Raw genomic sequence first — 23,580 nt, 5'->3', positions numbered from 1 at the left:
CCGTCAGCGGCTCGCCAATGCCTCGATCTGCGGACGCAGGTGCTCCAGCTGATAACCGAACCGCGCGGGCAGGCCCACCAGATCGTCCACCGGACGCTTCCCGGCATGGGCCAGCGCCCAGACGATCGACGACCGGTTGCCGCTGGCGCAATAGGCAAAGACCGGCCCGGTCGACGCCGCGATGGCCGCCCCTTGCGCAGTCACGTTGTCCATCGTGATCTGTCCGCCGATCACCGGGTTCGCCACGAAGACCAGCCCCAGCGCCTCGGCCGCACGCCGCATCTCCTCGGTGTGCAGATGTGGCGGGATTTCGACGTCGGGCCGGTTGTCGATCACCGTCACATAGCCCGCTGCCTTGATGGCGGGCAGGTCGCCCGGTTCGATCTGGGGCGAAACGGCATAGTCTGGGGTGATTGCGCGGATATCCATGGGCCTCTCCACTGGCGCGCACGGGGGCGCGGGATAAAGTCGGGCAGACCATAGACAGCTTGGCGTGAAAGCGGAAGCCGTTGACTTGGGTCAAGGCGCGGCCCGCCAATCCGGCCCAGAATGGGCGCTACAGAGGAGGACCCGATGCAGGCCAACATGACCACACCGCTTTCCACCCGCAAGGCCGCGCTTGAGAAGCGGCTGACCGAGCTCGGCGCGCGTCTGGATGCCATCGAGGACGAGCTTGATTCGCACCAGAACCGCGACTGGGAGGAGCTTGCCACCGAGCGCGAGGGCGACGAGGTGCTTGAGGCCACCGGACAGGCCGGTCTGGTCGAGATCACTCGGATCCGCGCCGCGCTGAAGCGGATCGCCGAAGGCACCTATGGCACTTGCGCCCGCTGCGGTGATCCGATCGGCGAGGCCCGCCTCGATGTGCTGCCCTGGACGCCCCTTTGCAGGAAATGTGCCCAATGACCGCCCGCACCCCCTCCGAACTGATCCGCGAAGAGGCCGACCTTCTGGCCGCCGGGATCGAACTGCAGCAGCAAGGCCTTGACCTTCTTCTGGCCGAGATGCGCGCCCTGGCCGCCCTGATACCGGGCGAAGACTCGCGTCTGCCCACCGATGCCGAAGTCGAGGCCGGCTTTGACAACATGCCGGTCTGACCGGGTTTTCCAGCGACGGGCTTGTCTTTCTGCGCGCGTTGTTTCTAACCTGACCGGAAACCGGCCAGGGAACCCTGAATGTCCGCGAACGGGCTGAAGTCAGAGCTGCGCGACGGCATCCGGGTCTTGACCCTTGCCAACCCACCCGGCAACGCTTTGACGCCCGGCCTGCGTCGGGCGCTTCTGGCCGAGCTTCTGGCCGCGCCGGGAAGTTGCACCGCCATCGTCCTGCAGGCCGAAGGCCCCACCTTCTCCAGCCATCAGCCACTGGACCCGGACCCGGCCACGCCAACGCTGGCCGATCTGTGCCGGGCAGTGGCCGATAGTCCGGTCCCGGTGGTTGCGGTGCTGCAGGGCCTTGTCACCGGGCCCGGGGCCGAACTTGTCCTGGCCGCCCGCGCCAGGCTCGCGGGTCCCACCTGCCGCATCGCCTTTGCCGAGGTTGCCCTGGGCCTTTGCCCCTCGGGCGGGGCCAGCCAGCGTCTTCCCCGGCTGATCGGCGCCCGGGCGGCGCTTCGGCTCTTGCTCACCGGGCGTCCAACCCCCGCCTCCGAGGCGCTGTCCCTTGGCCTGATCGACGGGATCACCGAAGGCGCGCCTTTGGCCCCGGCCCGGCGGCTTGCGGCGGCGCTGACGGTCGGCGACATGCTGAAACGCCCCGTTCCCGATGCTACCGCCTGGACGGCTGCGGTAGCGGCGGCGCGGCGCGAACAGGGGCGGCGCCTGCCCGCGGGCCAGCGGATCGTCGACTGCGTCGAGGCTGCGCTGCTGCTGCCAGCCGAGAACGCCTTGGCCTTCGAGGCGACGGTGCGTGCCGACCTCGAAACCACGCCCGAGGCGGCCGGTCTCCGCGCCGCCGCCAAGGCTGAGCGCCGTGCCCTTGCCCTGCCACCGATCATCGCGCGCCTGCAACCCCTGTCGGTCAGCCGGATCGGCCTTCTGGGCTCATCGCCCGACCTTGCCCGCATCGCCGTCGCCGCGCTGTCCCGCGATGTTGAAGTAACCTGGGTCTTCGCCTCCGATGCCGCGCGCCGCGCAGGCCTTGCCGCCATTGATGCCGGGATCGGCGAAGGCCAGAGGGCGGGCAGCCTGTCCCCGGCCCGGGCGCGCGACTTGACGGCGCGGCTTCTGGCATCGGGCGGGCCCGAGGATCTCGCGGCCCTGCCTCTGGTGGTTCGCGAGCAGGCAAGCCACCTGGACGGACCGGCGCCTGCAGCCCCCGGTGCGGCGCATCTGGTTCTGGGCGGGGCGGATGAGGCCATCGGCCTTTCTCTGCCCCCGGCGGGACGATCCTGCGAAGTGACGCTGCCGGGTGAGGTTCATCCCCTGGCGCGGGCGACCGCGCTGGCAGGCCTCCGCCGGATCGGGCTCTCCCCGGTGCTTGTCGGTCACCGCCCGGTCGTGGGGGCGCGGATGGCGGATGCCGGTCGCACGGCGCTGGCCTGGATGATCTCGCGCGGGGTGCCGCGTCGGCTGATCGTCTCGGCGCTGGACGGCTTCGGGGTCCAGATGTCCGACGCCATCTCGGCCGAATCCCCGGCCATCCTGCGCGCCATGTCCGCGACCGAGGTCCTGAACCGCTGGCTCTCGGCACTCGCCAACGAAGGTGCCCGGCTTCTGGACGAAGGCTTCGTCCGGCGACCTTCCGACATCGACTACCTGATGGTCGCGGCGATGGAGTTTCCCCGCTGGCGCGGCGGGCCGATGCACCAGGCCGACCGGCGCGGCCTGATGGCCCTGCGCGCCGATCTGCGCGCCTGGGGCGCCGAGACCGCGTTGTGGAGCCCGGCCCCCCTGATCGATCGGCTGATCCGCGACGGGCAGGGCTTTGCGTCGCTCAACCAATAGGGCTCAGCCCAGCAGGATCCCCGCTACCACGGCCGCCAGTCCCAGCGCCGAAAGCCCGACGGCGGCCAGGTTGATCGTGACCACCCGCTGCAACTCGGCCCGCATGGCGGCATCGTCCAGCCCCGCGCGCTTGGCACGGGCAGCGCGCAGGATGCAATAGCCCAGCCCCGCCACACCCGCCAGCGTCAGCGCCGCCCCCGCCCAGATCAAAGCCTGCATCGCACACCCCTTCTGCTTGCGCGGCCTGCTAGCCCGTTCCGCCCGGTCGCGCAAGCAAGGCGTTGCCGTCCGATATTCCCATCCCCTGACAATCCTGCCTTGAACCCCCGGTCCTCGGCAGGGTAGGAACGCCCGACCATCCCGACACCGAAGAGGACCTGCCATGGCCGACGCGACCGACCCTTATGCCGTCACCGCCGACGAACTGCGCCAGTTCATCGAACGCTATGAGCAGCTGGAGTCCGAAAAGAAGGATGTGACCGAACAGCAGAAAGAGCTGATGGCCGAGGCCAAGGGCCGGGGCTATGACACCAAGGTCATGCGAAAGGTCATCGCGCTGCGCAAGCGCAAGCCGGACGAGATCGCCGAAGAAGAGGCCGTGCTCGAACTTTACAAGTCTGCCCTCGGAATGGCCTGATCAGGGCTCGACAAGCCTGACCCCCGGCATCTGGGCGATCCGTTCGACATCGGCCAGATAGGCGTGGGTCAGCTCCTCGATCACCTCGTCGGTCCAGCCGGGCAGGGTGATTTCGGTCGCAAGCTGCTCGGGGCGGCCGAACTTTTCCAGGAAAGCGGTGACGATGCGCCGCCGGTGCGACACCGACTGCGGCGGATGTTCCCGGCAATAGGCGTGATAGCGGGCCAGCCCCGCTTCGGTCAGAAGCATCCCCAGAAGCTCGTCCGTGTCTTCCAGCACCGTGCCCGAGGCGTGACCGGACACGATGGCCAGGACTTCCGGCCAGACCAGCGGCGTATCCTCGTCGCACCAGACGGTCAGTGGCACGTTGGGATTGTGGTCAAGGATCTTCGCCACCGCATCCGACCAGCGTAAGCCGTACGGATCGACCCCGTCCAGGATGTCCTCGCGCCCCTTCTGCAGTGCCCTGTCGCGCAAGTCTGGCAGGAAGGTCGCCGGATTTCGAATACCCAGGCAGAACTCGGCCTCGACGTCCGGGAAGATCTGGGTGAAGGCCCGCAGCCGTTCGCCGCCTTGGGCGTACAATCCACCCGAGATCGCATAGGCCGGAAAGCTCAGGAAACTCGTCCACGACAGGATCAGCCGGTCAGCGGCCGTCTCGTCCATGATCTGGTCCAGGATCATCGCCTCGGTGTCTTCCGAGGCCGCCGCCCCGCGCAACTGGGTGGCGGTGTCGCGCAGAAGCTTGCGATAGCGGGTGGGGGCGGGGACCACGATGCCCTGTTCGGCTAACCGGGCCCGGTTCTTCAGAAGGCAGCGGACCAGCCGGTCGTCGTCGGTGCAATGGGCACCCAGGTGATAGACAATGCGCATCGGGCCTGACTTTGCGGCGCGGGCACTCCTCGCCCGACGGCGCGACTATACGGGCTTTTCTGGACAGTTAAACCGCTTTCCTGTAACCGCTGCGCCAGGATGTCCGACCGTTTCTCTCAACTTGGCTTTCGCCGCCTCCGGCTGGTGCCCGAACTCTGGACCGTCGGGGCCGTGCTCATTGCCACTGTGGTTCTTGCACCCATCCTGTCGATCGCCTGGCTGGCGCTGACGCCCACGGAAAACATCTGGCCGCACCTGATGGCGACGGTCCTGCCGCGCTATCTGGTCACCACGCTTTTGCTGATGGGCGGGGTGGCGATCCTGACCGCCGCGATGGGCACCGGTGCGGCATGGCTCGTCAGCCAATACCGCTTTCCCGGCCGCGACTGGCTGGCGCATGCCCTGCTGTTCCCGCTTGCGATCCCGGCCTTTGTCGGGGCCTATGCGCTCGTCGATCTACTGGACTACGCGGGTCCCGTGCAGACCGGGTTGCGCGCGACCTTCGGCTGGACCTCGGCGCGCGATTACTGGTTCCCCGAAATCCGCTCCTTGCCCGCCGCGATCCTGGTCCTGTCCTTCGCGCTCTACCCCTATGTCTACCTCCTGGCCCGCGCCGCCTATCGCGAACAGTCCGGCCGCGCCTATGAGGTCGCCCGCGCGCTCGGTTGCGGCCCCTGGGGCCTGTTCCTGCGCATTGGCTGGCCGCTCGCCCGCCCCGCCATCGCCGCCGGCGTTGCGCTCGCATTGATGGAAACCGTCGCCGACTACGGCACCGTCCTGCATTTCGGCGTCCAGACCCTGACGACCGGGGTCTTCTCCACCTGGCTCAACGGCGGCAATGCCGGGGGGGCGGCGCAGATCGCGGGGGTGATCCTGTTCCTGATCCTGCTCCTCGTCGGGCTGGAGCGTGCCGGGCGGGGCGGGGCCCGGTTCCACCGCCTGGGCCGGGCAGCACAATCCGTCCAGCCGCAAGCCATCGCGGGCCGCAAACGCTGGTATGCCACGCTCCTCTGCCTGATCCCCTTTGCCGGAGGTTTCCTCCTTCCGGTCGGCGTCATGCTGGTCCATTCCGCCCAGGCGCCGGGCGGCTGGCTTGCGCCGGGCCTTTTGGATGCGCTGAAGAACACGCTGATCGTCGGGGGCCTTGCCGCCCTTGTCACCGTGGGCGCTGCGATCTTCCTGGTCTACGCGCTTCGGATGAAGGGCTCGACCGTCGCGCGGACGCTGCTGCCGCTGACCCTGATCGGCTATGCCGCACCCGGGGCGGTCCTTGCCCTTGGCCTCCTTCTGCCACTGGCCGCTCTCGACCACCGGCTGGCCGATGGCATCCTGGCGCTGACCGGCTGGGACCCCGGCCTGATGATCACCGGCACCGCCTTTGCGCTGGGTCTTGCCTACGTGGTCCGCTTCTTCGGCATCGCCCAGGGCGCCGTCGATGCCGCCTTCGGCCGCGTCTCGCCCAGCCTCGCAATGGCCGCGCGCTCGCTTGGCCGGTCCGCCTCGGGGACGCTGGTCGCTGTCTATCTGCCTCTGATCCGCGGCTCGGTCCTGACCGCGCTTCTTGTCGTCTTCGTCGATTGCGTCAAGGAACTGCCCGCGACGCTCCTCCTGCGGCCCTTCGACTACAACACGCTCTCGACCCGCGTTTTCGAACTCGCCAGCCTCGAACGCCTCTCCGAGGCCGCCCCGGCCGCCCTTCTGGTGATGGCCGTAGGCCTTGTCGCCGTCGCCATTCTCGCCCGCGACCAGCGGGACTGAACCCTTGCGCGCGCGCCGTAGCACCTGTATCTGACAGGCGTGGCCCCTATAGCTCAGCTGGTAGAGCATCTGATTTGTAATCAGAGGGTCGGGGGTTCAAGTCCCTCTGGGGGCACCACAAATTCCCGCCGCTGCTGATCCTTCCCCGAAAGGCCCGCTCCCACGCGGCTATTTTCCGACGAATTCGAAGGAATAGCTGCGCCCCGCCCCTGACGGTGGTGCCGGGAAGGGCGCCGCGCGGCGGATGTGGTCCAGCGCCACCCGGTCCAGCGCCGCATCGCCCGAGCTTTGCAACAGTTTCACTGCCGCAAGTCCGCCGTCTGCGCCGATGCTGAACCCGACAACGGCCGTCCCCTTGCCGCCGCCCGCCGCCTTTCGGGTCGAGCGGACCTTCTTCATCACCGCTGTCGCATAGGCTGCAGGTGACACACCGCCAGATGCCTTGGCCTTGCTGCCCGACTTTGGGGCCGCGGCCGCAACGGCGGTGTCGCCGGGCGCTTCGACAACCTCCTCCGGCTTGGGCTTGGCCGTTTCCGCCGTGCGTTTCCTTGTGTCCTTCGGCTTTGCCTCCGCCTCGAGCTTTTCGGGCGTCGCTGCCCGTTCCGGCCTCGGCCTTGGCTTCACGGGCCTGTCCGGCAGCTGCATCTCGGCCACAACCGGAACATCGGGGTCCGGAAGGGTCACCTCGGCAATCTCCCCGCCCTCGGGTGCCGTGACCGCGTCGGGAACTTCGGGCGCGACCTCGGGTAGGGCAGGGGCCTCCGGCACGGGCGGGGCGGTGTCCACCACCTGTGGGGCCGGGGATGGCACGGCCGATACCGCAGGTGCGGTCGGGGGCAACAGACCCAGATCCAGCGTCACGACCGATGGCGGGCGATCCGCCGCAAGGGCCAACGCGGCGGCGCCGGATACCAGCGCCAGTGCCGCGACTCCGGACATCAGCCACCCCGTAACGCGGGGATTGTGCAAAGGCGCGGTCACGGCGCCCCCTCAAGCCCGACCAGCGCCACCTTCAGGTATCCGGCCTGCCGCAACCGATCCAGAACCTGCATCAGGGCGGCATAGTCGACTGTCCGGTCCGCGCGCAGAAAGACCGGCGTGTCGCGCTTGCCCCCGGTCCTTGCATCCAGCGCCGCCGCCAGATCATCGGGCGCAACCGCGGCCTCGCCCAGCATCAGCGCACGCTCTGCCGTCACCGTCAGCCAGAGCGGCTCCTCCGGCCGCGTGCCAGCCGGGGCCGAGGAGCCCGGCAGGTTCACCGGCACATCCACTGTGGACAGGGGGGCCGCGACCATGAACACGATCAGAAGCACCAGGATCACGTCGATGAACGGCGTGACGTTGATCTCGCTCAGTTCGCCCTCGTCCTCCTCCAGCCGCAACGCCATGGGTCAGGCCTCCATCCGTTGATCCAGCGCGCGACTGAACCTCGCCAGAATCTCGGCTCGGCCATCGGCAAAACCGTGCCGGAACACCACGATCCGGCGCTGGATCGCGTTGTACAAAAGCACCGCCGGAATTGCCGCAACCAGCCCGATCCCCGTGGCCAACAGCGCCTCGGCAATGCCGGGGGCGACGACGACCAGGCTGGTGGTCTTGGCTCCCGCGATCGCCAGAAAGCTGTTCATGATGCCGAAGACGGTGCCGAACAGCCCGACAAACGGCCCGACCGCCCCGATCGAGGCCAGAAGCCCGGTCCCCGACCGCAGACGCAGCACCGCGCCCGCTTCGATCCGGTCCAAGGCAAGGTCCAACCGTTCCCGCGCCGAACGGCGCAGATCGGCGGTCATCGCGGGACCCAGCGCCTGCACCTCATCGACCGCCGCCTCGGATGCCAGCGCGAGCGGGCAGTGCCCTGTCACCGCAGCCAGACCTGGTGCCGCCGCAAGCGCCTCCTTCGTCCGGCGCAACCGGGCAAAGGCCAGCGGAAACTCGACCAGCTTGAAAAGAAGGACCGTCAGCACCGCCATCACGGCCAGCGCCAGCAGCGCCATCACCGCCTGCACGACGGGATGCGCCTTCAGGACAAGGCTTGCCAGATCGGTGTGGTACGGAGCCTCCGTCCCAACCTCCGCCGCACCCAGCGTCGGCCCGTCCGCCTTTGGCAGCACCGGCATCGCCTCGTCCGCTCCGGCGCCGTTCCCCAGCACCGGGGCCTCGCTTGCGACAAGGGGCGGGGCGCTGCCCTCCTGTCCCAGGGCCACTGACGCCCACAGGATCAGCGCCATCGCTGCAGCAAGCCTTACCATGTCAGGTTCTTGCCGATGGAAAGCTTTGCGTTCATCCCCTGCGCCCGGTCCAGCGACAGGTTGTTCTTGTAGTCCGCGTCAAAGACGTTCTCGACCGTCAGGCTCACGTCCATTCCGGCCAGCGCGCCCGTTTCCGGCTTCCAGGTCACGAAGAGGTCGTGCGAATCGTAGGCCGGGGTCTGCGTCGGCGTGATGGTCCCTGCCGCCGTGGTCGCGACCGCATAAGTCGTGATCGAGTCGTGATAATAGGCCGTCCAACCCAGCGTAAGCCCCTGCTCGGGGAACTTCGCCCCCACCGTCAGCGCCACGTTCTCTGATGGCGTGTCGGCAATCGTCAAACCATTCGCCGCCGGGTTCGGCATGTCGCGGTAGGCGGATCTTACATTGCTGTAGCCCAGGTTTGCGAACCACCGTTCGGCATCATAGCTGGCTTCCACCTCTGCACCCCAGATTTCGGCCGAACGAATGTTCAGGTATCGCGGAACTGCCCCAGTCGCGCCGTTGGTCACGATCAGGTTCGAAAGGTCGCTGTGGAAGGCCGTGGCCTTGATCTGCAGCGAGTCATCTTCGGCGAACAGCGCCTCACGCTGATAGGTGACCCCGAGTTCGACCGAACGCGCAGTCTCCTTCTCCAGGTTCAGGCTCGGCAGCCGGCCCCCGTCGGTCGAGTACAGCTCGTCCAGCGTCGGCATCCGCTCGGTCCGGGCCAGCGTGCCGAAGACGCCCCAACTGTCATCCAGCTTGTAAAGCGCCGACAGCTTCGGCGAAACTGCCTGATCTTCTACCGCTGCCGCTCCCAGCGCCATGGTCGCGGCCGAGGGCGAGCGGTCGGCGAAATCGACCCGCAGCCCGGGGATCAGCGTCAGCCGCTCGTTCCAGACGAATTCACCCTGCGCATAAAGCCCCAGCTTGCGGTCGGTGCCTTCCGGGTGGAACCCCAGCGGCCCGAGGGTGGATGTCGCCGTCCGCTCCTGCTCGGACAGCTGCAAGCCCAGCGTCACGCTGTTCTGCCAGTCACCCGCCGACAGATCGGCCGTGTTTTCGACCTTCAGCGCCAGCGTTTCATAACCGAAATCGCCCGGACACAGCACCTGGAACGTCCCGGTTCCGCAAGTAAGGGCGCTGCCGGTGAAGTTGCGCTTTGCGACGGCAGTGTCGGTGTAGGAAAGCTGTACCGTCAGGTCCAGCAGGTCATTCGCCGCAAAACCGTGGCGCCAGGTCAGCGTCGCCGTGTCGTCGACCGCATGGATGTCGGCAAAGCCGAAGGTCGGGATCGTCACAGCCCCCCCGGTCTGTGCCACCGCCGCATCGTCCAGATCACTGTCGGTCCGCGACAGGGCCAGCGTCAGCGTCTGGTCGCCGTCATTGCCGAAGGTCAGCGTGCCCTTGGCCAACCCCGACACCGACCGATGCGCCGTGCCCGCCAGCAACGTGCCGGCGCCATCCCGCTTGTCGCCGCCCTTGCTGCCGTTCAGCGCCAGCAGGAACTCGGCATTCCCGGCGCGTTGCGCGTAGATCACCCCCAGCTTGGCCACGCCGCCGTTCGACTCGACCCCGCCCTTGAACCGCAGCGCTTGCGCCTCGCCCTCGGCCAGATAGTCGCTGGCGTCCTTGGTGGTGAAGGCCACCACTCCCCCGATCGTCCCTGATCCGTACAGGGTCGAGGACGCCGGTCCCCGCAGGATCTCCACCCGCTTGAACAGGTCCAGGTCGCCGAAGAAGCTGCCCATCCGGTACTGCTCAAAGAACTTTGGCGCGCCGTCGATGACCACCTTGATCCTTTCCTCGGACGCCGTCTGCTCGCTGTTCCCGATCCCCCGGATGTTGAACGCCTGACCCATCGGCCGGGCCGAGGCACCCGCAGCTTGCACTCCGGGCACCCCGTTCAGCAACTCGCCGACGCTTCCCGCCTGTTTGCGGTCCAGCTCCTCCTGCTCCAGCGCCGTCACCGCTTGTGGCGTATCAATGGCGACCTTGGCGGTGCCGGTGCCAAAGATGATCCGCCCCAGCATCTGGAAGACGGTCTCATCAGTCTCCTGCGCCACGGCGGGCGCGGCACAGAGGGCAAAGGCGGTGGCGGTGGACAACAGGCAGGCACGGAGCCTGGGCTCGCAGCGGGTCGACATGGACTATCCCTTCGGGTCTTGGTCTGCGGAAGGGCTGGCCGTATCGGGCTGGCGGCAGAAGATTCTGACTTGAACTGTCAAGAAATGGCTTCTAAGGAAGACATAGTAAATTTGTCAAGTATCTGCCGGAGCACATCCGGCGCCCCCGGACACCCTGCGCCCCAGCTTTTCGCCAGAGACGCGCATCCCCAGACAAGACAGGATGGATGCCTATGGCCAAGCTCGGCCCTGACCAGATTCGCGCGCTCCGCGCCGCCAACCCCAAAGCCCGCGCCCGCGACTTCGCCACCGCAAACGGGATCACCGAAGCCGACCTCGTCGCGGCCTTCGTGGGCCAGACCGCCACCACTCTCACCCCCGACCCCGACCGCCTGATGCCCTGGGTCACCCGACTGGGCGATGTCATGGCGCTGACCCGCAACGACTCCTGCGTCCACGAAAGGGTAGGGGCATACCTCGACTACCGCAGCGGCGCCTTTGCCTCGATGGTCCTGGGGCCAGAGATCGACCTGCGCATCTTTGCCAAGCACTGGGTCCATGCCTTCGCCGTTGAGGACCTAACCGAGGACGGCCCAAAGCGCAGCCTGCAGGTCTTCGACGCCGCCGGGGATGCCGTCCACAAGGTCCACCTCAAGCCGCAGTCGAACCATGCGCTCTGGCCCGACCTTCTGGGCAACATGCGCCTGGCCACCCAGTCGCAGACCCTTGACCTGCAGGGCCGCCGCCCGGTCGAACCCGCAAAGACCGACAGCCTCGGCGCCCCCGCCCTCCGGGCCGCCTGGGACCGGATGACCGACACCCACCAGTTCCTTGGCCTGGTGAAGGACCACGGCATGAACCGCCTTGGCGCCTACCGCGTCGCGGGCGCGCCCTACGTCGAACGTCTGCGCCCCGCGGCTGTCAGCCAGACTCTGACCGATGCCGCCGGGGCAGGGGTCCCGGTGATGATCTTCGTCGGCAACGCGGGCTGCATCCAAATTCACGGCGGTCCGATCGAGAAGATCGTCCCCATGGGTCCCTGGATCAACGTGATGGACCCGCGCTTCAACCTGCATCTGCGCGCCGACCACATCGCCGAGGTCTACGCCGTCTGGAAACCCACCCGCACCGGAGACGTGTTCAGCGTCGAGGCCTTCACTGCCGAAGGCGATCTGATCTTGCAGATCTTCGGGTACCGCAAGGACACCCCGGCCGAGCCGTGGAACGCCCTCGTCCGCGCGCTGCCCCGGCTGGAACAGGTGCCCGCATGATCCGGCTCTTCTGTCTGTCGCTGGCCCTTGCCACCCCGGCACTGGCCGACCGGGTCATCACGCTGGGCGGATCGGTCACCGAGATCGCCGTGGCCTTGGGCGCCGAAGGCCGCCTTGTCGCCCGCGACACCACCTCGAACTTCCCGGCCAGCGTTCAGGCCTTGCCCGACGTCGGCTACATCCGTGCCCTGTCGCCGGAAAACATCCTGGCTCTCGACCCCTCGCTGATCCTGGCCGAAGGCGATGCCGGCCCGCCCGAAGCGGTCGAGGTCCTGAAAGCCGCGGGCATCCCCTTTGTCCTGGTGCCCGAAGCGACCGATCCCGCCGGGGTCGCCGCCAAGATCATCGCCGTCGCCGACGTGCTGGACCTGACTGCGCAAGGCGCCGCCCTCGCCACGTCTGTGACGGCTGACCTTGCCGCCGCCCAATCCCGCGCCGCAGACGTCACCGCGCCGAAACGCGTCCTCTTCGTCCTGTCGCTGAAGGGCGGGGGCGTGATGGCGGGCGGGGAAGGGACCGAGGCCGACGGCATCATCCGCCTTGCCGGGGGTATCAACGCCGCCAGCGGCTTCCAGGGCTACAAGCCGATGACGGATGAGGCGGTGCTGACGGCCCAGCCCGACGCGATCCTGATGATGGACCGTGAGGGCGAACTGTCCATTTCAGACGCCGACGTTCTGGCACAACCGGCCCTGTCGCAGACCCCGGCGGCCCGAACCCGGACGATCCTGCGCATGGACGGCATGCTGCTTCTGGGCTTCGGTCCCCGCACTCCCGCCGCCGCAACCGCGCTGCATGACGCGCTTTACGGCAGCGAAGGCTAGGCCATGACCGCGCTCTCCTCCAGCCGCGCGACCGCTCCGGGGCAGGCCAGCTCTGCCCCGGAACGCGGTACAGACACACACCCATCGCTTGGGGAAAGGGCGAAGGGCATCAGTCGCTTGCCGCTCTCTCTCGCCCGCCCGGCCCGTCATCTGTCCCTGAACCTTGCCCTAACAGCCCTCGTTGTCGCCGCCTCGGTCCTGTCGCTGACCATGGGCGCTGCCGGGCTTGGCCTTGGCGACCTTCTGCACGCCGCCACCGGCGCGGGCCTCTCGCCCCGGGATGAGGTCGTCCTCTACGACATCCGCCTGCCGCGCCTCGCCATGGGCCTGATCGTCGGCGCAGCGCTTGCCGTGTCAGGGGTCCTGCTCCAGGGCCTCTTTCGCAACCCGCTCGCCGATCCCGGCATTGTCGGCGTCAGCGCCGGGGCCGGTTTCGGTGCCGTTGTCGCGCTGGTCCTGGGCGGTCTTCTCCCCCTCGGCCTCGCGCAGGCCCTCGGTTCCTGGCTCGTCCCTCTCGCCGCAGGCCTTGGCGGCTGGGCCACCACGCTCCTTCTCTACCGTGTCGCCACCACCGGCCAGCGCACCGACATCGCCATCATGCTCCTGGCCGGGATCGCGCTTTCCGCCCTGACCGGGGCCGCGACGGGCGTCCTCACCTACCTCGCCGACGACCGCCAACTGCGCGACCTGACGTTCTGGAGCATGGGGTCCCTTGCAGGGGCCACCTGGACCAAACTCGCCGCCGCCCTGCCGCTGATGGGCGCGGCCCTGATCCTCGCCCCGCGCCTGGCCCGCGGGCTGAACGCGCTCGCCCTGGGCGAGGCGCAGGCAAACCATCTTGGCATCGACGTCCAGCACCTGAAGCGGTTGGCCATCCTGTCCGCCGCCGCCGCCACCGGGGCAGCGGTCGCCGCCTCGGGCGGCATTGGGTTCATCGGTCTGGTCGTCCCCCACCTGCTGCGACAGGCGCAGGGCCCCGACCATCGCCGCCTGATCCCGCACGCCGCCCTTCTTGGGGCCGGGCTTCTGGTCCTCGCCGACCTCGTCTCGCGCACCATTGTCGCCCCGGCGGAACTGCCCATCGGCATCCTGACCGCGCTTTTCGGCGCCCCGGTCTTCCTCTGGATGCTCATGAACGGCAAGTTGCGCGGACGCTGACATGCTGCAGATCGAAAACCTTTCCGTCCGCCTCGGCCGCCGCCCGATCCTGCAGGACGTCAGCCTCACCACCCGGGCGGGAGAAGTCCTTGCCGTCTGCGGCGCGAACGGCGCGGGCAAAAGCACACTTCTGAAAGCCGTCCTGCAGGAACATCCCGCGCAGGGAACGATCCGCCTGAACGGTCGCGACCTTGCCTCCTGCCGCCCGCACACCCTTGCCGCCCTTCGCGCTGTCGTCCCACAGGACACCGAGATCGCCTTCGGCTTCACCTTGGGCGAGATCGTCGCGATGGGCCGTCAGGCGGGCAGCGCGGCCCATGAGACCGAGATCGACGCGCTCGCCCTTGCGGCTGTCGGCCTGCAGGGACGCGAGGGCGAGGACGTCCGCACCCTTTCCGGTGGCGAACGCCAGCGCGGCCATCTGGCCCGCGCTCTGGCGCAGGTCTGGCACCCCGTCGGCCCCGAAGGCCCGTGCTGGCTGATGCTGGACGAACCCGTCTCCAGCCTCGACCTTGGCCAGCAACTGAAGGTGATGCAACTTGCCCGCGGCTTTGCCGACGCTGGGGGCGGGGTCATCGCCGTGATGCACGACCTGAACCTCTCGGCCATGTTTGCCGACCGCCTGGCCTTTCTGGTGGACGGCCATCTCGCCGCCCTCGGCCCGCCCGACTCCGTACTGCAGGAACCGCTGCTCAGCCGCGCCTATGACTGCCACGTTGCCCTGAACCGCCTGCCCGCCACCGGCCCCTGGCTTCTGCCCCAGACCTGCACCCTGCGGGGCGACTGAACCCTTAGGGCCGCTCGATCACGCCCAGATAGCTCAGCATCTGTTCCAGATCCGCGCGCTGCTTGGCATCCGACCGGTTGAACCCTGCGCACAAGGCATCGAACCGCTTGCGCAGGGCCTTTTTCTCCTCGCCCTTGCAATCGTTCCAGGGGCGGCCCTGCAGCCCCATGACCAGCACATAATAGCCGATGAAATGCGGCCGCGAGCCGCTGTCCAGAAGCTTCCGGTAGGCCTCGTCCGCCCCAAGCTCGCGGACTTCCTCGGCCGAATGGATGCCCGCCTTGGCAAAGGCCGCTTCTGACGCGGGCCCAAGGTTCGGGATCGAGGAGATCGGGCTGGGCATTGGAAGACGCGGAGATGAGAACAAAACAGGGCCAACCTCGCGGTTGACCCCGACAATGTCAAGCGTCCCGAAAAGGGCGGATCAGGTCAGATCGACGCCCAGTCCTTGAAGATCGGCTGCCCCGCCTGCTGGGTCGCGCCGCCCGATTGCTGGCCCTGCTGCTGCTGGCTGGGTGTGCTGCTGCCGCCTTGCTGGGGCTGGCTGGGTTTCGATGCCATTCGACTGCTCCGTTCCTGGCTATTCGCTGCCTTTTCCCCATATTGCGCAGGTCCTTGGCTGCAACAAGCCGGGTTCATGACGATTTTGCGACGCTTTTTATGATTTGTGCGTCCTTGGCAACAGGTCCCGGATCACATTCCGGTTTTCCTGACCCTCTTTCCCTTGCGTCACCCCGCCGCCCGCCCGCCTTCGCCGGGGCTTGCCGTTTCCAGCCAATCGGATCACGCTGGCAGGCAAAGGAGTCTTCCCATGCCCGTCAAGAACCGCTTTGCCGAGCTTCTGCCCGAAATCACCGGCTGGCGCCGCGATTTCCACGCCCACCCCGAGCTTCTGTTCGATGTCCACCGCACCGCCGGACGCGTGGCCGAGCTGTGCCGCTCCTTCGGCTGCGACGAGGTCGTCGAAGGCATCGGCCGCACCGGCGTCGTCGCCGTCATCAAGGGGCGCAGCGACAGCAAGGGCCGCGTCATCGGGCTCCGCGCCGACATGGATGCGCTGCCGATCAAGGAGCAGACCGGGGTGCCCTATGCCTCGACCGTGCCCGGCAAGATGCACGCCTGCGGCCATGATGGCCATACCGCGATGCTTCTGGGCGCCGCGAAATACCTGGCCGAGACGCGCAATTTCGACGGCACCGTGGTCTGCATCTTCCAGCCCGCCGAAGAGGGCGGCGGTGGCGGGCGCGAGATGGTGAAGGACGGCATGCTTTCGCGCTGGAACGTGCAGGAAGTCTACGGCATGCACAACATGCCGGGCATCCCCGTCGGCCATTTCGCGATCCGCCCTGGTCCGATGATGGCCGCCGCCGACCAGTTCGAGATCGTGGTGACCGGCAAGGGCGGTCACGCCGCCAAGCCGCACGACTGCGTCGATACCACCGTGGTCAGCGCGCATATTATCGTGGCGCTGCAGACCATCGCCAGCCGTAACGTCGACCCGCTGAAACAGGTCGTCGTCTCGGTCTGCACCGTGGAAACCGACTCGACCGCGCACAACGTCATCCCGCAGGTGGTCAAGCTGAAGGGCACCGTCCGCACGATGGAGCCGAAGGTGCAGGACCAGGTCCAGGAACGCGTCTGCCAGATTGCCGAAGGCACGGCGCTGGCGCTTGGCGCACACGCCGAGGTGCACTACCAGCGCGGCTATCCGGTCACCGTAAACGCGCCCGAAAACACCGCCTTTGCCGCCGAGGTTGCTCGCAACGTCTCGGGCCATGTCGACACCGATACCGCGCCCCTGATGGGGGCCGAGGATTTCAGCTTCATGCTGAACGAACGCCCCGGCGCCTATATTTTCCTGGGCAACGGCGACACCGCGATGGTCCATCACCCGGCCTACAATTTCGACGACAGCGCCATTCCCTTCGGCTCCAGCTGGTACGCCGAAATGGCCGAAACCCGGATGCCCGCAGCATGATCGGCACGGCCCTTGTCGCGCTCGTCGCCCTGATCCATGTGGCGATCCTGGTGATGGAGATGTTTCTCTGGGAAACACCGCGTGTCAGGGCGATCTTCGGAATCTCGCCCGAGTTTGCGATGAATACCCGCGTGCTGGCCGCGAACCAGGGCCTCTACAACGGCTTTCTCGCCGCCGGGCTGATCCTCGCGCTGATCCGCGGCATCCCGGGGCAGGGCGCCGACCTGGCCCATTTCATCCTCGCCTGCGTCATCGTGGCCGGCCTCTATGGGGCTGTGACCTCCTCGCGGCGGATCCTCTACGTCCAGGCTGCGCCCGCGCTCCTCGCCCTCTTCGCGGTGCTTTTCGGCGTGTAGACAGCGGGTTCCGCTGGCACGCCAAGGCTCGGCTTTGCGGGGTTTTTCACTTGTGGCGCCCATTCAGGACGTTGGGGCGGACGCATGTCTGCGCTGCGGGGGTTCCGGGCCCGACCTTGCCGTCCCATTGACCAACTGACGCCGCGTGGTCTTGGCAATCGCCGCCCTCAACCGCGCGACTGGGGCTAACATCAGTGCAATTGAAAACGGTTTTCAGCAAAACTCGCCCGCGCCGGGTGGTTGCAGCATAACTACGGTCCTCCGACCGACTACACCGCCAAGATTGCCGCCTGAAAAGGCTCCGCTGCGGTCAACCGCTTCACCAACTTCGCCCGTTCATCTCTTGAATCGGCTTCGGTGGCGCCTCGACCAAGGTGTCTGTCCTCTCCGACCCATTGCCTCGGTCACGACCTTCGCTGCGCAGCATGAGCAGGGGCCGGCACCGGGGCAGGGGTCCAACAACGCGGACACTTTGCCGCCGAGAGCAAGCCCGACTAGCCCTGCCTCGGAACTCGCTGCAAGGGACCGCCCGTCGCGCCTCCGCAATGTCGTGACCGGACTTCTGACCGGCCACATGGGTCTGCCCGATCCGACCCGCGCCTTTCCCGGCCATGACGTCACGCCACTTGGGCCTTGGAATAGGGCATTTACCGGACAGCAAGCTTGCGAGCACACAACTTCTGGCAGATACTCGGGCCTCGGGGATGAGGGCGCATGAGACACGTTGGTCAACCGGACATCGTGACTGCCGAACCGGCGCGTCTCGAATTTCCTGTGGTCGAGGTGATGAACCGTCTCCTCGAAATCACCCCGGCGACGCTTGACACCGAACTTGATGCTGTCCTTGCCACCATTGGGGCGACCTATGGGTTCGACCGCACCTTCATCGGTCGTTTTGACGACCAGCTGACCTACTTCAACACACATGAATGGGTGGCTGCTGGCGTCACGCCGCACAAGGCGTCCATGCAAGGCTTCCCCCCGGACAAGCTGCCTGATTGGACGGAAAAGCTTTCGGCTGGTCACAACGCGGCGGTTCCGGACCGTGACGCATTGCCTGTCGATTCTCCCGAACGGAAGTTCCTGACCGACCTTGGCGTGCAGTCTTCGCTGAAGGTGCCGCTGATGGAGGGCGACAGGCTCTTCGGCGTGATCGGGTTCGATTCTCTGCGCCGGGACTACACCTGGCCGAAAGATGTCGTGTTCCTTCTGACCTCCATCGGACGTGCGATGGCTTCTGTTTTGCTGCGCGTCGAGGCGGCCCGGGCCGAGACCGCCCTGCGCAGCCACCTCACCGCGACGTTGAACGCGCTGCCGGACCTTGTCATCGAGCTTTCGCCAACAGGGGAAATCGTCGCCTGCCACAGCGAAAAGCTGCCCTGGCTTTCCGGCCTCGTGCGCACCGGGATCGGTCGCCCCGTAACGGATACGCTGCCCGAACCGCTGGCCGCCGTGCTGTCGTCCTTCGTCTCGACCCCGCCACCCGAGAACGCCTCGCTCACCCGTCGCGTTGGGTTGTCGACACTTGTCACACCGCACCGGTACGAGGTGTCTGTCGCCCGCCTTCTGCCAAGCCCGCCGGGGCAGGAGTCAAACCTTCTTGCGGTGATCCGCGACATTTCTGCGGCTGATCGCACCAGCGAGATGCTGTCCTTCCGCGAAAGCCAGTTCACCGCCTTCTTCGAGATGTGCCCGCACGCCATCCTTCTGAACGACTTCGACACCGGGATCATTCTCGACGGCAACCGCGCCTTCCGCGAAACCTTCGCGCTCGACCCACAGGCGAGTCGCGACCTCAGCGTCTGGCAGATCCTTCCCGAAAGTGATCGGTCGCTGATCGAGGGTGTGATTGTCGGGCTCAAGGCTTCGAACACCTTCGGTCCGGTCGAAGCGCAGTTTCGCAATGCCAGCGGCGCCGCATTCCCGGCCGTCGTGCGCTGCTTCCTCAGCGTCGATCCGAATGGCCGCCGGCTGGTCTGGTCCCTGATCGAGAACATGACCGAGATCCGCGCGAAAGAGGCGGCGCTGACGACGGAAAGCCAGGCCCTGGCTGCGACCAAGGCGCGGCTTCTGGCCGCGATCGAGGCGCTGGATGACGGTTTTGCCGTGTTCGACGCCGATGACCGTCTGGTCCTGTGGAACACGCCCTACCTGCGGGTCTTCGACCGGATCGCCGACCTGATCCGCGAAGGCGCGCTTTATGACGACCTCCTGCGCGCTGCCATCGACCGGGGTGTATTCGGGGCCGAAGGCGAACGCGATGACGCGAACCTGCAACGCCGCCTGGACCGCCCCCTGACCGAGGTCTGGGACAATGAGGATGTCCTCGCCGACGGTCGGCTGATCTGGACCCGCGAACGCGCAACGCCCGCCCGGGAAACCGTCGGTCTCTACGAAGACGTGACCGCGCGCCGTTTGGCCGACCGCCGACTGCAGCAGGTGGTGGACGGCGGGATGATCGCGGTCTGGGACTGGGACGCCGATCACGGCTTCAGCGCGATCAACGACCGCTGGGGCGCAATGCTCGGCCTCGGCGATCAGGTAAGCCTCGACGCGCTGGTGGATCTGATCCATCCCGAAGACCGCACCGCTGTCGCCGCCGCCCAGCGCGAGATCTTCCTCGAAGCCGGGGCCGACTTCTCGCTGCGCTGCCGGATGCGCCATGTCAACGGCGGCTGGGTCTGGCTTCTGACCCGCGGGCACGTCACGCTCCGCTGGGCCGACGGCAGCCCGCGCCGGATCTCGGGCTTCACCCTCGACGTCTCGACCCAGGCCGCCGCCGAACAGCGCCTCAGCCAGGTGATCGACGGCACCCAGGTCGGCACCTGGGAATTCGACATGCGCACCGGTGTGTCCCTGGTCAGCGACCGCTGGGCGGAAATCCTCGGCTATCGCGCCGTCGAACTGAACCCGATGTCGCTGGAAGACTGGCTGGGCCTTCTGCATCCCGACGACGTCCAGCCCCTGATCCAGCACGAGCAGGAGGCATTCGAGGCCGGGCAGTGGCAGGTCGAACACGAAGTCCGGCTCCGCCACCGCGAAGGCTATTGGGTCTGGGTCCTGACCCGCACCCAGGTCGCCGAGTGGGACGAGGCCGGGCGTCCGGTCAAGACCAGCGGCATCAATCTCGACATCACGCCCGCCAAGGCGCTGGAATTCGCCCTGGCCCGGGAACGTGACACCCTGGCCCGGGTGATGGAGGCGTCGGTTTCCGGCATCGTCGTGGTCGACGAACGCGGCGGTGTCGTCTTCACCAACGCTGCCGCCACGCGGGTCCTCGGGCGCGAGGTCAGCGCCGGGGACAATCTGATGTCCATCCTGCAAGGCGCTGCCATCCTCGGTCTTGGCGGGGAGCGGATCGCCCCCCCCGACCTGCCCGTCGCCCGCGCCCTGAAGGGTGAGCCGGGGATGCACCAGATGCGCCATCTCCTCCACTGGCCCTCGGGCGAACGACGCGCCGTGGCGGTCACCTCGGCCAGGCTGTCGGCGGCCGGAACCGACCTTGCGGTCGTCTGCACCTTCACCGACATCACCGACGAATTGCAGAACGAAATCCGTCTGCGGGCCGCGATGACCGCCGCCGAAACCGCCAACCGCGCCAAGTCCGATTTCCTCGCCGCGATGAGCCACGAGATCCGCACCCCCCTGAACGGCGTTCTCGGCATGGCCACCGTCCTCGCCGGGCGCCTCGCTGACCCGTCCGAACAGGCGATGGTCCGGGTCATCAGCGATTCGGGCGAGCATCTGCTGGGCGTCATCAACGACATCCTCGACCTCGCCAAGATCGAGGCCGGTCGCCTTGTCCTCGAACAACGGCCGATCCGGCTGCCCGAAATCCTGTTCCGGGTCGCGGCGCTCCACCAGATCGCCGCCAACCGGAAAGGCATCGCCCTCAAGGCTCGCTGCACCGGCAGCCTTGCCGATGTTCCCCGCTCGGGCGACGAGATGCGCCTGATCCAGATCCTGCACAACCTGATCGGCAATGCGCTGAAGTTCACGGACCAGGGCGAAGTTACGGTCGAAATCAACTGCTCCGAACCCGACTCCATCGTGATCCGGGTGCGCGACACCGGCATCGGCATGTCACCGTCCGAAATCGCCCGGGCCTTCGACGAATTCTCCCAAGGCATGGGCGGCTCGCAGCGCAGCCATGTCGGCACCGGCCTTGGCCTGCCCATCGTGCGCCGCCTGGCCCGGCTGATGGACGGCGACGTCGCGCTGACCTCGGTCGAAGGGCAGGGCGTCACCGCCCGGGTCTGGCTGCGGATTCCCGTCCTCGACAGCGCCTCGGACCGGGGCGGCGACCGCGCAGTGCCGCACCTCCCGAAGATGCGCGTCCTTGCCGCCGAGGACAACGCCACCAACCGCATCATCCTGCAAAGCATGCTGAACGCGCTCGGGGTCGAGGCGGTGATCGTCGCCGACGGGGCCGAGGCGCTCTTGCGCTACCAGTCCGAAAGCTTTGACGCGGTCCTCTTCGACATCGCCATGCCGAACATGGACGGGATCGAGACACTTGCGGCCTTGCAGGACCTGGCGGAAAAGTCCGGCCAGCCGCCTCCGCCCGCAATCGCCGTCACCGCCAACGTGATGACGCACCAGGTCGAAGACTACCTCGGCTACGGCTTCACCGCGGTCGTCGCCAAGCCGATCCGGATGGAGATGCTTGGCCAGGCGCTCGCCCGCTGCCTGCCATCACCTGTCGGCGAACCCGCTCCCGACCAAGGCTGAACGGACACAACTGTCGGAAATTGCTTTGACAGCCCCGAAGCCTGTCCCCATCCTGCCCAAACCGTCCGGACCGGCCGGGATCAGGCCTCAGGCCCGGTCCCTTCATCGGCGCCGGACAGCGGGGGAGTGGGGGCGCAAGGTAGATGACGACAGCAACCGATCCGCTGGCCCGGTCGATCAATCGTGCCCTTGCCCTGCCGATCTGGGAAGGTGAGGTCACCGCAACCCCGCTGGGCGGCGGCATCACCAATCTGAACGTGCTGGTCACCGACGCTCGCCGTCAGGCCGTCGTGCGCATCGGCGATGACATCCCGGTGCACCAGATCATGCGGTTCAACGAACTGGCCGCGAGCCATGCCGCCCAGGCGGCGGGCGTCTCACCGGCGGTCCTTTACCACGAACCCGGCGCGCTGGTGATCGACTTCGTCAGGGGGCGCACGATGACCGCCGCCGATCTGCGCCAGCCTGACCTTCTTGAACAGGCGCTTGCCCTCGTGATCCGCACCCACCGCGATCTGCCCCGCCATCTGCGCGGACCGGCGCTGACCTTCTGGGTGTTCCAGGTCCTGCGCGACTATGCCGCCACGCTGACCGAAGGCGCTTCGCGTCACATCCCCTTGCTTCCGGACCTGCTCGCGGAAGCCGACATGCTGGAACGCGCCGTCGGTCGGATCGACATGGTCTTCGGCCACAACGACCTCTTGCCCGGCAACTTCCTGCACGACGGCGCCCGCATGTGGCTGATCGACTGGGACTATGCCGGCTGGGGCTCGCCCTTGTTCGATCTGGGCGGTCTCGCGGCCAATTGCGGCCTGGACGCCGCGCAAGAGGAATGGATCCTGCACCGCTATTTCGGTAAGGCCCCCGACGCTGACCTGTGGCGCCGCTACCGCGCGATGAAGGCAGCCGCCGCCCTGCGTGAGGCGATGTGGTCCATGGTGCAGGAACTCCATTCCGAACTGGACTTCGACTACCAGGCCTATACCGCCGAATATCTCGACACCTACCGCCGGGCGCTTGCGGCCACCCGCTAGGCCACCGCGCGGGCGAGCGCGCAGAAGCCTTCCAGCCCGATCTCCTCCGCCCTTGCCGTGGGCGGGATGCCGACACGCTCCAGCACCGCCTCGACATCGGGGCGCAGGCCCTTCAGGCTCGCGCGCAGCATCTTGCGGCGCTGATTGAAGGCCATCGCGGTGATCCGCTGCAACACCTTGAAGTCGCAGGGAAAGCGAGGCTGGGGCAGGGCAGTCAGTTGCACCACCGCCGAATGGACCTTCGGGGCAGGGGTGAACGCCTCGGGCGGCAGGGTCATCACGATCCGCGCCTCGCAGCGATACTGTGCCAGCAGGGCCAGCCGTCCGTAATGCTCTGTCCTTGGTTTCGCAACAATCCTTTCCGCGACTTCCTTCTGGAACATCAGCGTCAACGATGACCAGAGCGGCGGCCAGACCTCGGGCGTCAGCCAGCGGATCAGCAGTTCGGTGCCGACGTTGTAGGGCAGGTTGGCCACGATCTTGAAAGGCGGGGTCAGATGCGCCGCCAGGTCCAGCTCTAGTGCATCGCCGTGCAACACCTCCAGCCGACCGGGATAATGCGCCGCGATCTCGGCCAGGGCGGGCAGGGCACGGGCATCCTTCTCGACCGCCACCACCCGCCGCGCACCTTCGGCCAGAAGCCCGCGCGTCAGACCGCCCGGCCCCGGCCCGACCTCAAGCACATCGCAGCCCGACAGGTCCCCCGCCGCCCGCGCAATCTTGGCCGTCAGGTTCAGGTCCAGCAGAAAGTTCTGTCCCAGCTGCTTCTTCGCAACCAGCTCATGGGCCCGGATCACCTCACGCAGCGGTGGCAGCCCGTCGATCGTTCCCAAGTCGTGCCCCCGCGCCTGCGCCTTTGGTCCCGTCCTAGCCG

The 23,580-nt window shown here is 67.4% G+C and carries 23 protein-coding genes and 1 tRNA gene; 14 read left to right on the top strand and 10 right to left on the bottom strand.

Going from position 1 to position 23,580, the window contains the following annotated elements:
* Positions 1-3: 3 nt before the first annotated feature.
* Complete coding sequence (locus E8M84_RS17335) at positions 4-429, bottom strand: TIGR01244 family sulfur transferase (RefSeq protein ID WP_137112453.1); 426 nt, start codon at positions 427-429, stop codon at positions 4-6.
* Positions 430-549: 120 nt separating this feature from the next.
* Between E8M84_RS17335 and E8M84_RS17330 the strand changes: the two genes are divergently transcribed.
* The 3 genes from E8M84_RS17330 to E8M84_RS21825 all read left to right on the top strand — a co-directional run bounded on the left by E8M84_RS17330 (position 550) and on the right by E8M84_RS21825 (position 2,945).
* On the top strand, positions 550-906 hold the full coding sequence (locus tag E8M84_RS17330) for a TraR/DksA family transcriptional regulator (protein WP_240790434.1): 357 nt from the start codon (positions 550-552) through the stop codon (positions 904-906).
* A complete protein-coding gene (locus E8M84_RS17325; RefSeq protein ID WP_137112452.1) occupies positions 903-1,097 on the top strand; it encodes a hypothetical protein in 195 nt (64 codons plus the stop codon). Before E8M84_RS17330 ends, E8M84_RS17325 begins: the two co-directional genes overlap by 4 nt.
* A 78-nt stretch (positions 1,098-1,175) precedes the next feature.
* Complete coding sequence (locus tag E8M84_RS21825; protein ID WP_137112451.1) at positions 1,176-2,945, top strand: enoyl-CoA hydratase-related protein; 1,770 nt, start codon at positions 1,176-1,178, stop codon at positions 2,943-2,945.
* 3 nt (positions 2,946-2,948) lie between these two features.
* Here E8M84_RS21825 and E8M84_RS17315 read toward each other — a convergent pair whose 3' ends face one another.
* Complete coding sequence (locus E8M84_RS17315) at positions 2,949-3,164, bottom strand: hypothetical protein (protein WP_137112450.1); 216 nt, start codon at positions 3,162-3,164, stop codon at positions 2,949-2,951.
* Positions 3,165-3,327: 163 nt separating this feature from the next.
* Between E8M84_RS17315 and E8M84_RS17310 the strand changes: the two genes are divergently transcribed.
* On the top strand, positions 3,328-3,582 hold the full coding sequence (locus E8M84_RS17310) for a DUF2312 domain-containing protein (RefSeq protein WP_137112449.1): 255 nt from the start codon (positions 3,328-3,330) through the stop codon (positions 3,580-3,582).
* On the opposite strand, the gene E8M84_RS17305 is transcribed toward E8M84_RS17310, so the two are convergent.
* Positions 3,583-4,455, bottom strand: coding sequence for a hypothetical protein (locus E8M84_RS17305; protein WP_137112448.1), 873 nt, complete (start codon positions 4,453-4,455; stop codon positions 3,583-3,585).
* Positions 4,456-4,554: 99 nt separating this feature from the next.
* On the opposite strand from E8M84_RS17305, the gene E8M84_RS17300 reads away from it, so the two are divergent.
* Together E8M84_RS17300 and E8M84_RS17295 are read left to right on the top strand one after the other, a co-directional pair.
* Positions 4,555-6,213, top strand: coding sequence for an iron ABC transporter permease (locus E8M84_RS17300; RefSeq protein ID WP_137112447.1), 1,659 nt, complete (start codon positions 4,555-4,557; stop codon positions 6,211-6,213).
* A gap of 42 nt (positions 6,214-6,255) precedes the next feature.
* A tRNA-Thr gene (locus E8M84_RS17295) sits at positions 6,256-6,331 on the top strand.
* 50 nt (positions 6,332-6,381) lie between these two features.
* On the opposite strand, the gene E8M84_RS17290 is transcribed toward E8M84_RS17295, so the two are convergent.
* Genes E8M84_RS17290 through E8M84_RS17275 form a run of 4 tightly spaced genes read right to left on the bottom strand, consistent with a single transcriptional unit; the run spans position 6,382 to position 10,588 of the window.
* Positions 6,382-7,152: an energy transducer TonB gene (locus tag E8M84_RS17290; protein ID WP_137112446.1), complete on the bottom strand. Its 771-nt coding sequence runs from the start codon at positions 7,150-7,152 to the stop codon at positions 6,382-6,384.
* A gap of 38 nt (positions 7,153-7,190) precedes the next feature.
* A complete protein-coding gene (gene exbD / locus E8M84_RS17285; protein ID WP_137112445.1) occupies positions 7,191-7,601 on the bottom strand; it encodes a TonB system transport protein ExbD in 411 nt (136 codons plus the stop codon).
* Between the two features lie 3 nt (positions 7,602-7,604).
* Positions 7,605-8,462, bottom strand: a complete 858-nt coding sequence (locus E8M84_RS17280) for a MotA/TolQ/ExbB proton channel family protein (protein WP_137112444.1) — start codon at positions 8,460-8,462, stop codon at positions 7,605-7,607.
* Complete coding sequence (locus tag E8M84_RS17275; RefSeq protein WP_137112443.1) at positions 8,456-10,588, bottom strand: TonB-dependent receptor domain-containing protein; 2,133 nt, start codon at positions 10,586-10,588, stop codon at positions 8,456-8,458. Before E8M84_RS17275 ends, E8M84_RS17280 begins: the two co-directional genes overlap by 7 nt.
* 212 nt (positions 10,589-10,800) lie before the next feature.
* On the opposite strand from E8M84_RS17275, the gene E8M84_RS17270 reads away from it, so the two are divergent.
* Genes E8M84_RS17270 through E8M84_RS17255 form a run of 4 tightly spaced genes read left to right on the top strand, consistent with a single transcriptional unit; the run spans position 10,801 to position 14,607 of the window.
* Complete coding sequence (locus tag E8M84_RS17270) at positions 10,801-11,838, top strand: hemin-degrading factor (RefSeq protein WP_240790433.1); 1,038 nt, start codon at positions 10,801-10,803, stop codon at positions 11,836-11,838.
* Complete coding sequence (locus tag E8M84_RS17265; RefSeq protein ID WP_137112441.1) at positions 11,835-12,662, top strand: hemin ABC transporter substrate-binding protein; 828 nt, start codon at positions 11,835-11,837, stop codon at positions 12,660-12,662. The genes E8M84_RS17270 and E8M84_RS17265 overlap by 4 nt, the downstream gene beginning before the upstream one ends.
* Before the next feature lie 3 nt (positions 12,663-12,665).
* Positions 12,666-13,820 (top strand): iron ABC transporter permease, encoded by a 1,155-nt coding sequence (locus tag E8M84_RS17260; RefSeq protein WP_137112440.1) that lies wholly within the window; start codon positions 12,666-12,668, stop codon positions 13,818-13,820.
* A 1-nt stretch (position 13,821) separates the two neighbouring features.
* Positions 13,822-14,607: a heme ABC transporter ATP-binding protein gene (locus E8M84_RS17255; RefSeq protein WP_137112439.1), complete on the top strand. Its 786-nt coding sequence runs from the start codon at positions 13,822-13,824 to the stop codon at positions 14,605-14,607.
* 4 nt (positions 14,608-14,611) lie between these two features.
* Here the strand turns inward: E8M84_RS17255 and E8M84_RS17250 are convergent, their stop codons facing one another.
* Both E8M84_RS17250 and E8M84_RS21820 read right to left on the bottom strand, forming a co-directional pair.
* Positions 14,612-14,950, bottom strand: a complete 339-nt coding sequence (locus E8M84_RS17250; RefSeq protein WP_137112438.1) for a TfoX/Sxy family protein — start codon at positions 14,948-14,950, stop codon at positions 14,612-14,614.
* Between the two features lie 86 nt (positions 14,951-15,036).
* A complete protein-coding gene (locus E8M84_RS21820) occupies positions 15,037-15,168 on the bottom strand; it encodes a hypothetical protein (protein WP_276607132.1) in 132 nt (43 codons plus the stop codon).
* Between the two features lie 250 nt (positions 15,169-15,418).
* On the opposite strand from E8M84_RS21820, the gene E8M84_RS17245 reads away from it, so the two are divergent.
* From E8M84_RS17245 to E8M84_RS17230, 4 genes are all read left to right on the top strand, one after another.
* Positions 15,419-16,585 carry a M20 aminoacylase family protein gene (locus E8M84_RS17245; RefSeq protein WP_137112437.1) on the top strand — a complete coding sequence of 389 codons (1,167 nt, stop codon included), beginning with the start codon at positions 15,419-15,421 and terminating at the stop codon, positions 16,583-16,585.
* Positions 16,582-16,941 carry a DUF1304 domain-containing protein gene (locus E8M84_RS17240; protein ID WP_137112436.1) on the top strand — a complete coding sequence of 120 codons (360 nt, stop codon included), beginning with the start codon at positions 16,582-16,584 and terminating at the stop codon, positions 16,939-16,941. The genes E8M84_RS17245 and E8M84_RS17240 overlap by 4 nt, the downstream gene beginning before the upstream one ends.
* 714 nt (positions 16,942-17,655) lie before the next feature.
* A complete protein-coding gene (locus E8M84_RS17235) occupies positions 17,656-21,672 on the top strand; it encodes a PAS domain-containing protein (protein WP_137112435.1) in 4,017 nt (1,338 codons plus the stop codon).
* Between the two features lie 143 nt (positions 21,673-21,815).
* Positions 21,816-22,706, top strand: coding sequence for a choline/ethanolamine kinase family protein (locus E8M84_RS17230; RefSeq protein ID WP_137112434.1), 891 nt, complete (start codon positions 21,816-21,818; stop codon positions 22,704-22,706).
* Here E8M84_RS17230 and rsmA read toward each other — a convergent pair.
* Positions 22,703-23,539, bottom strand: coding sequence for a 16S rRNA (adenine(1518)-N(6)/adenine(1519)-N(6))-dimethyltransferase RsmA (gene rsmA, locus E8M84_RS17225; RefSeq protein WP_137112433.1), 837 nt, complete (start codon positions 23,537-23,539; stop codon positions 22,703-22,705). The genes E8M84_RS17230 and rsmA overlap by 4 nt on opposite strands.
* Between the last annotated feature and the right edge of the window lie 41 nt (positions 23,540-23,580).

It is taken from the genome of Rhodobacter sp. SY28-1, assembly GCF_005222785.1.
Lineage (GTDB): Bacteria > Pseudomonadota > Alphaproteobacteria > Rhodobacterales > Rhodobacteraceae > Tabrizicola.
The sequence above is the reverse complement of the archived record's forward strand: the minus strand, read 5'-3'. Positions and strand labels throughout refer to the sequence as shown.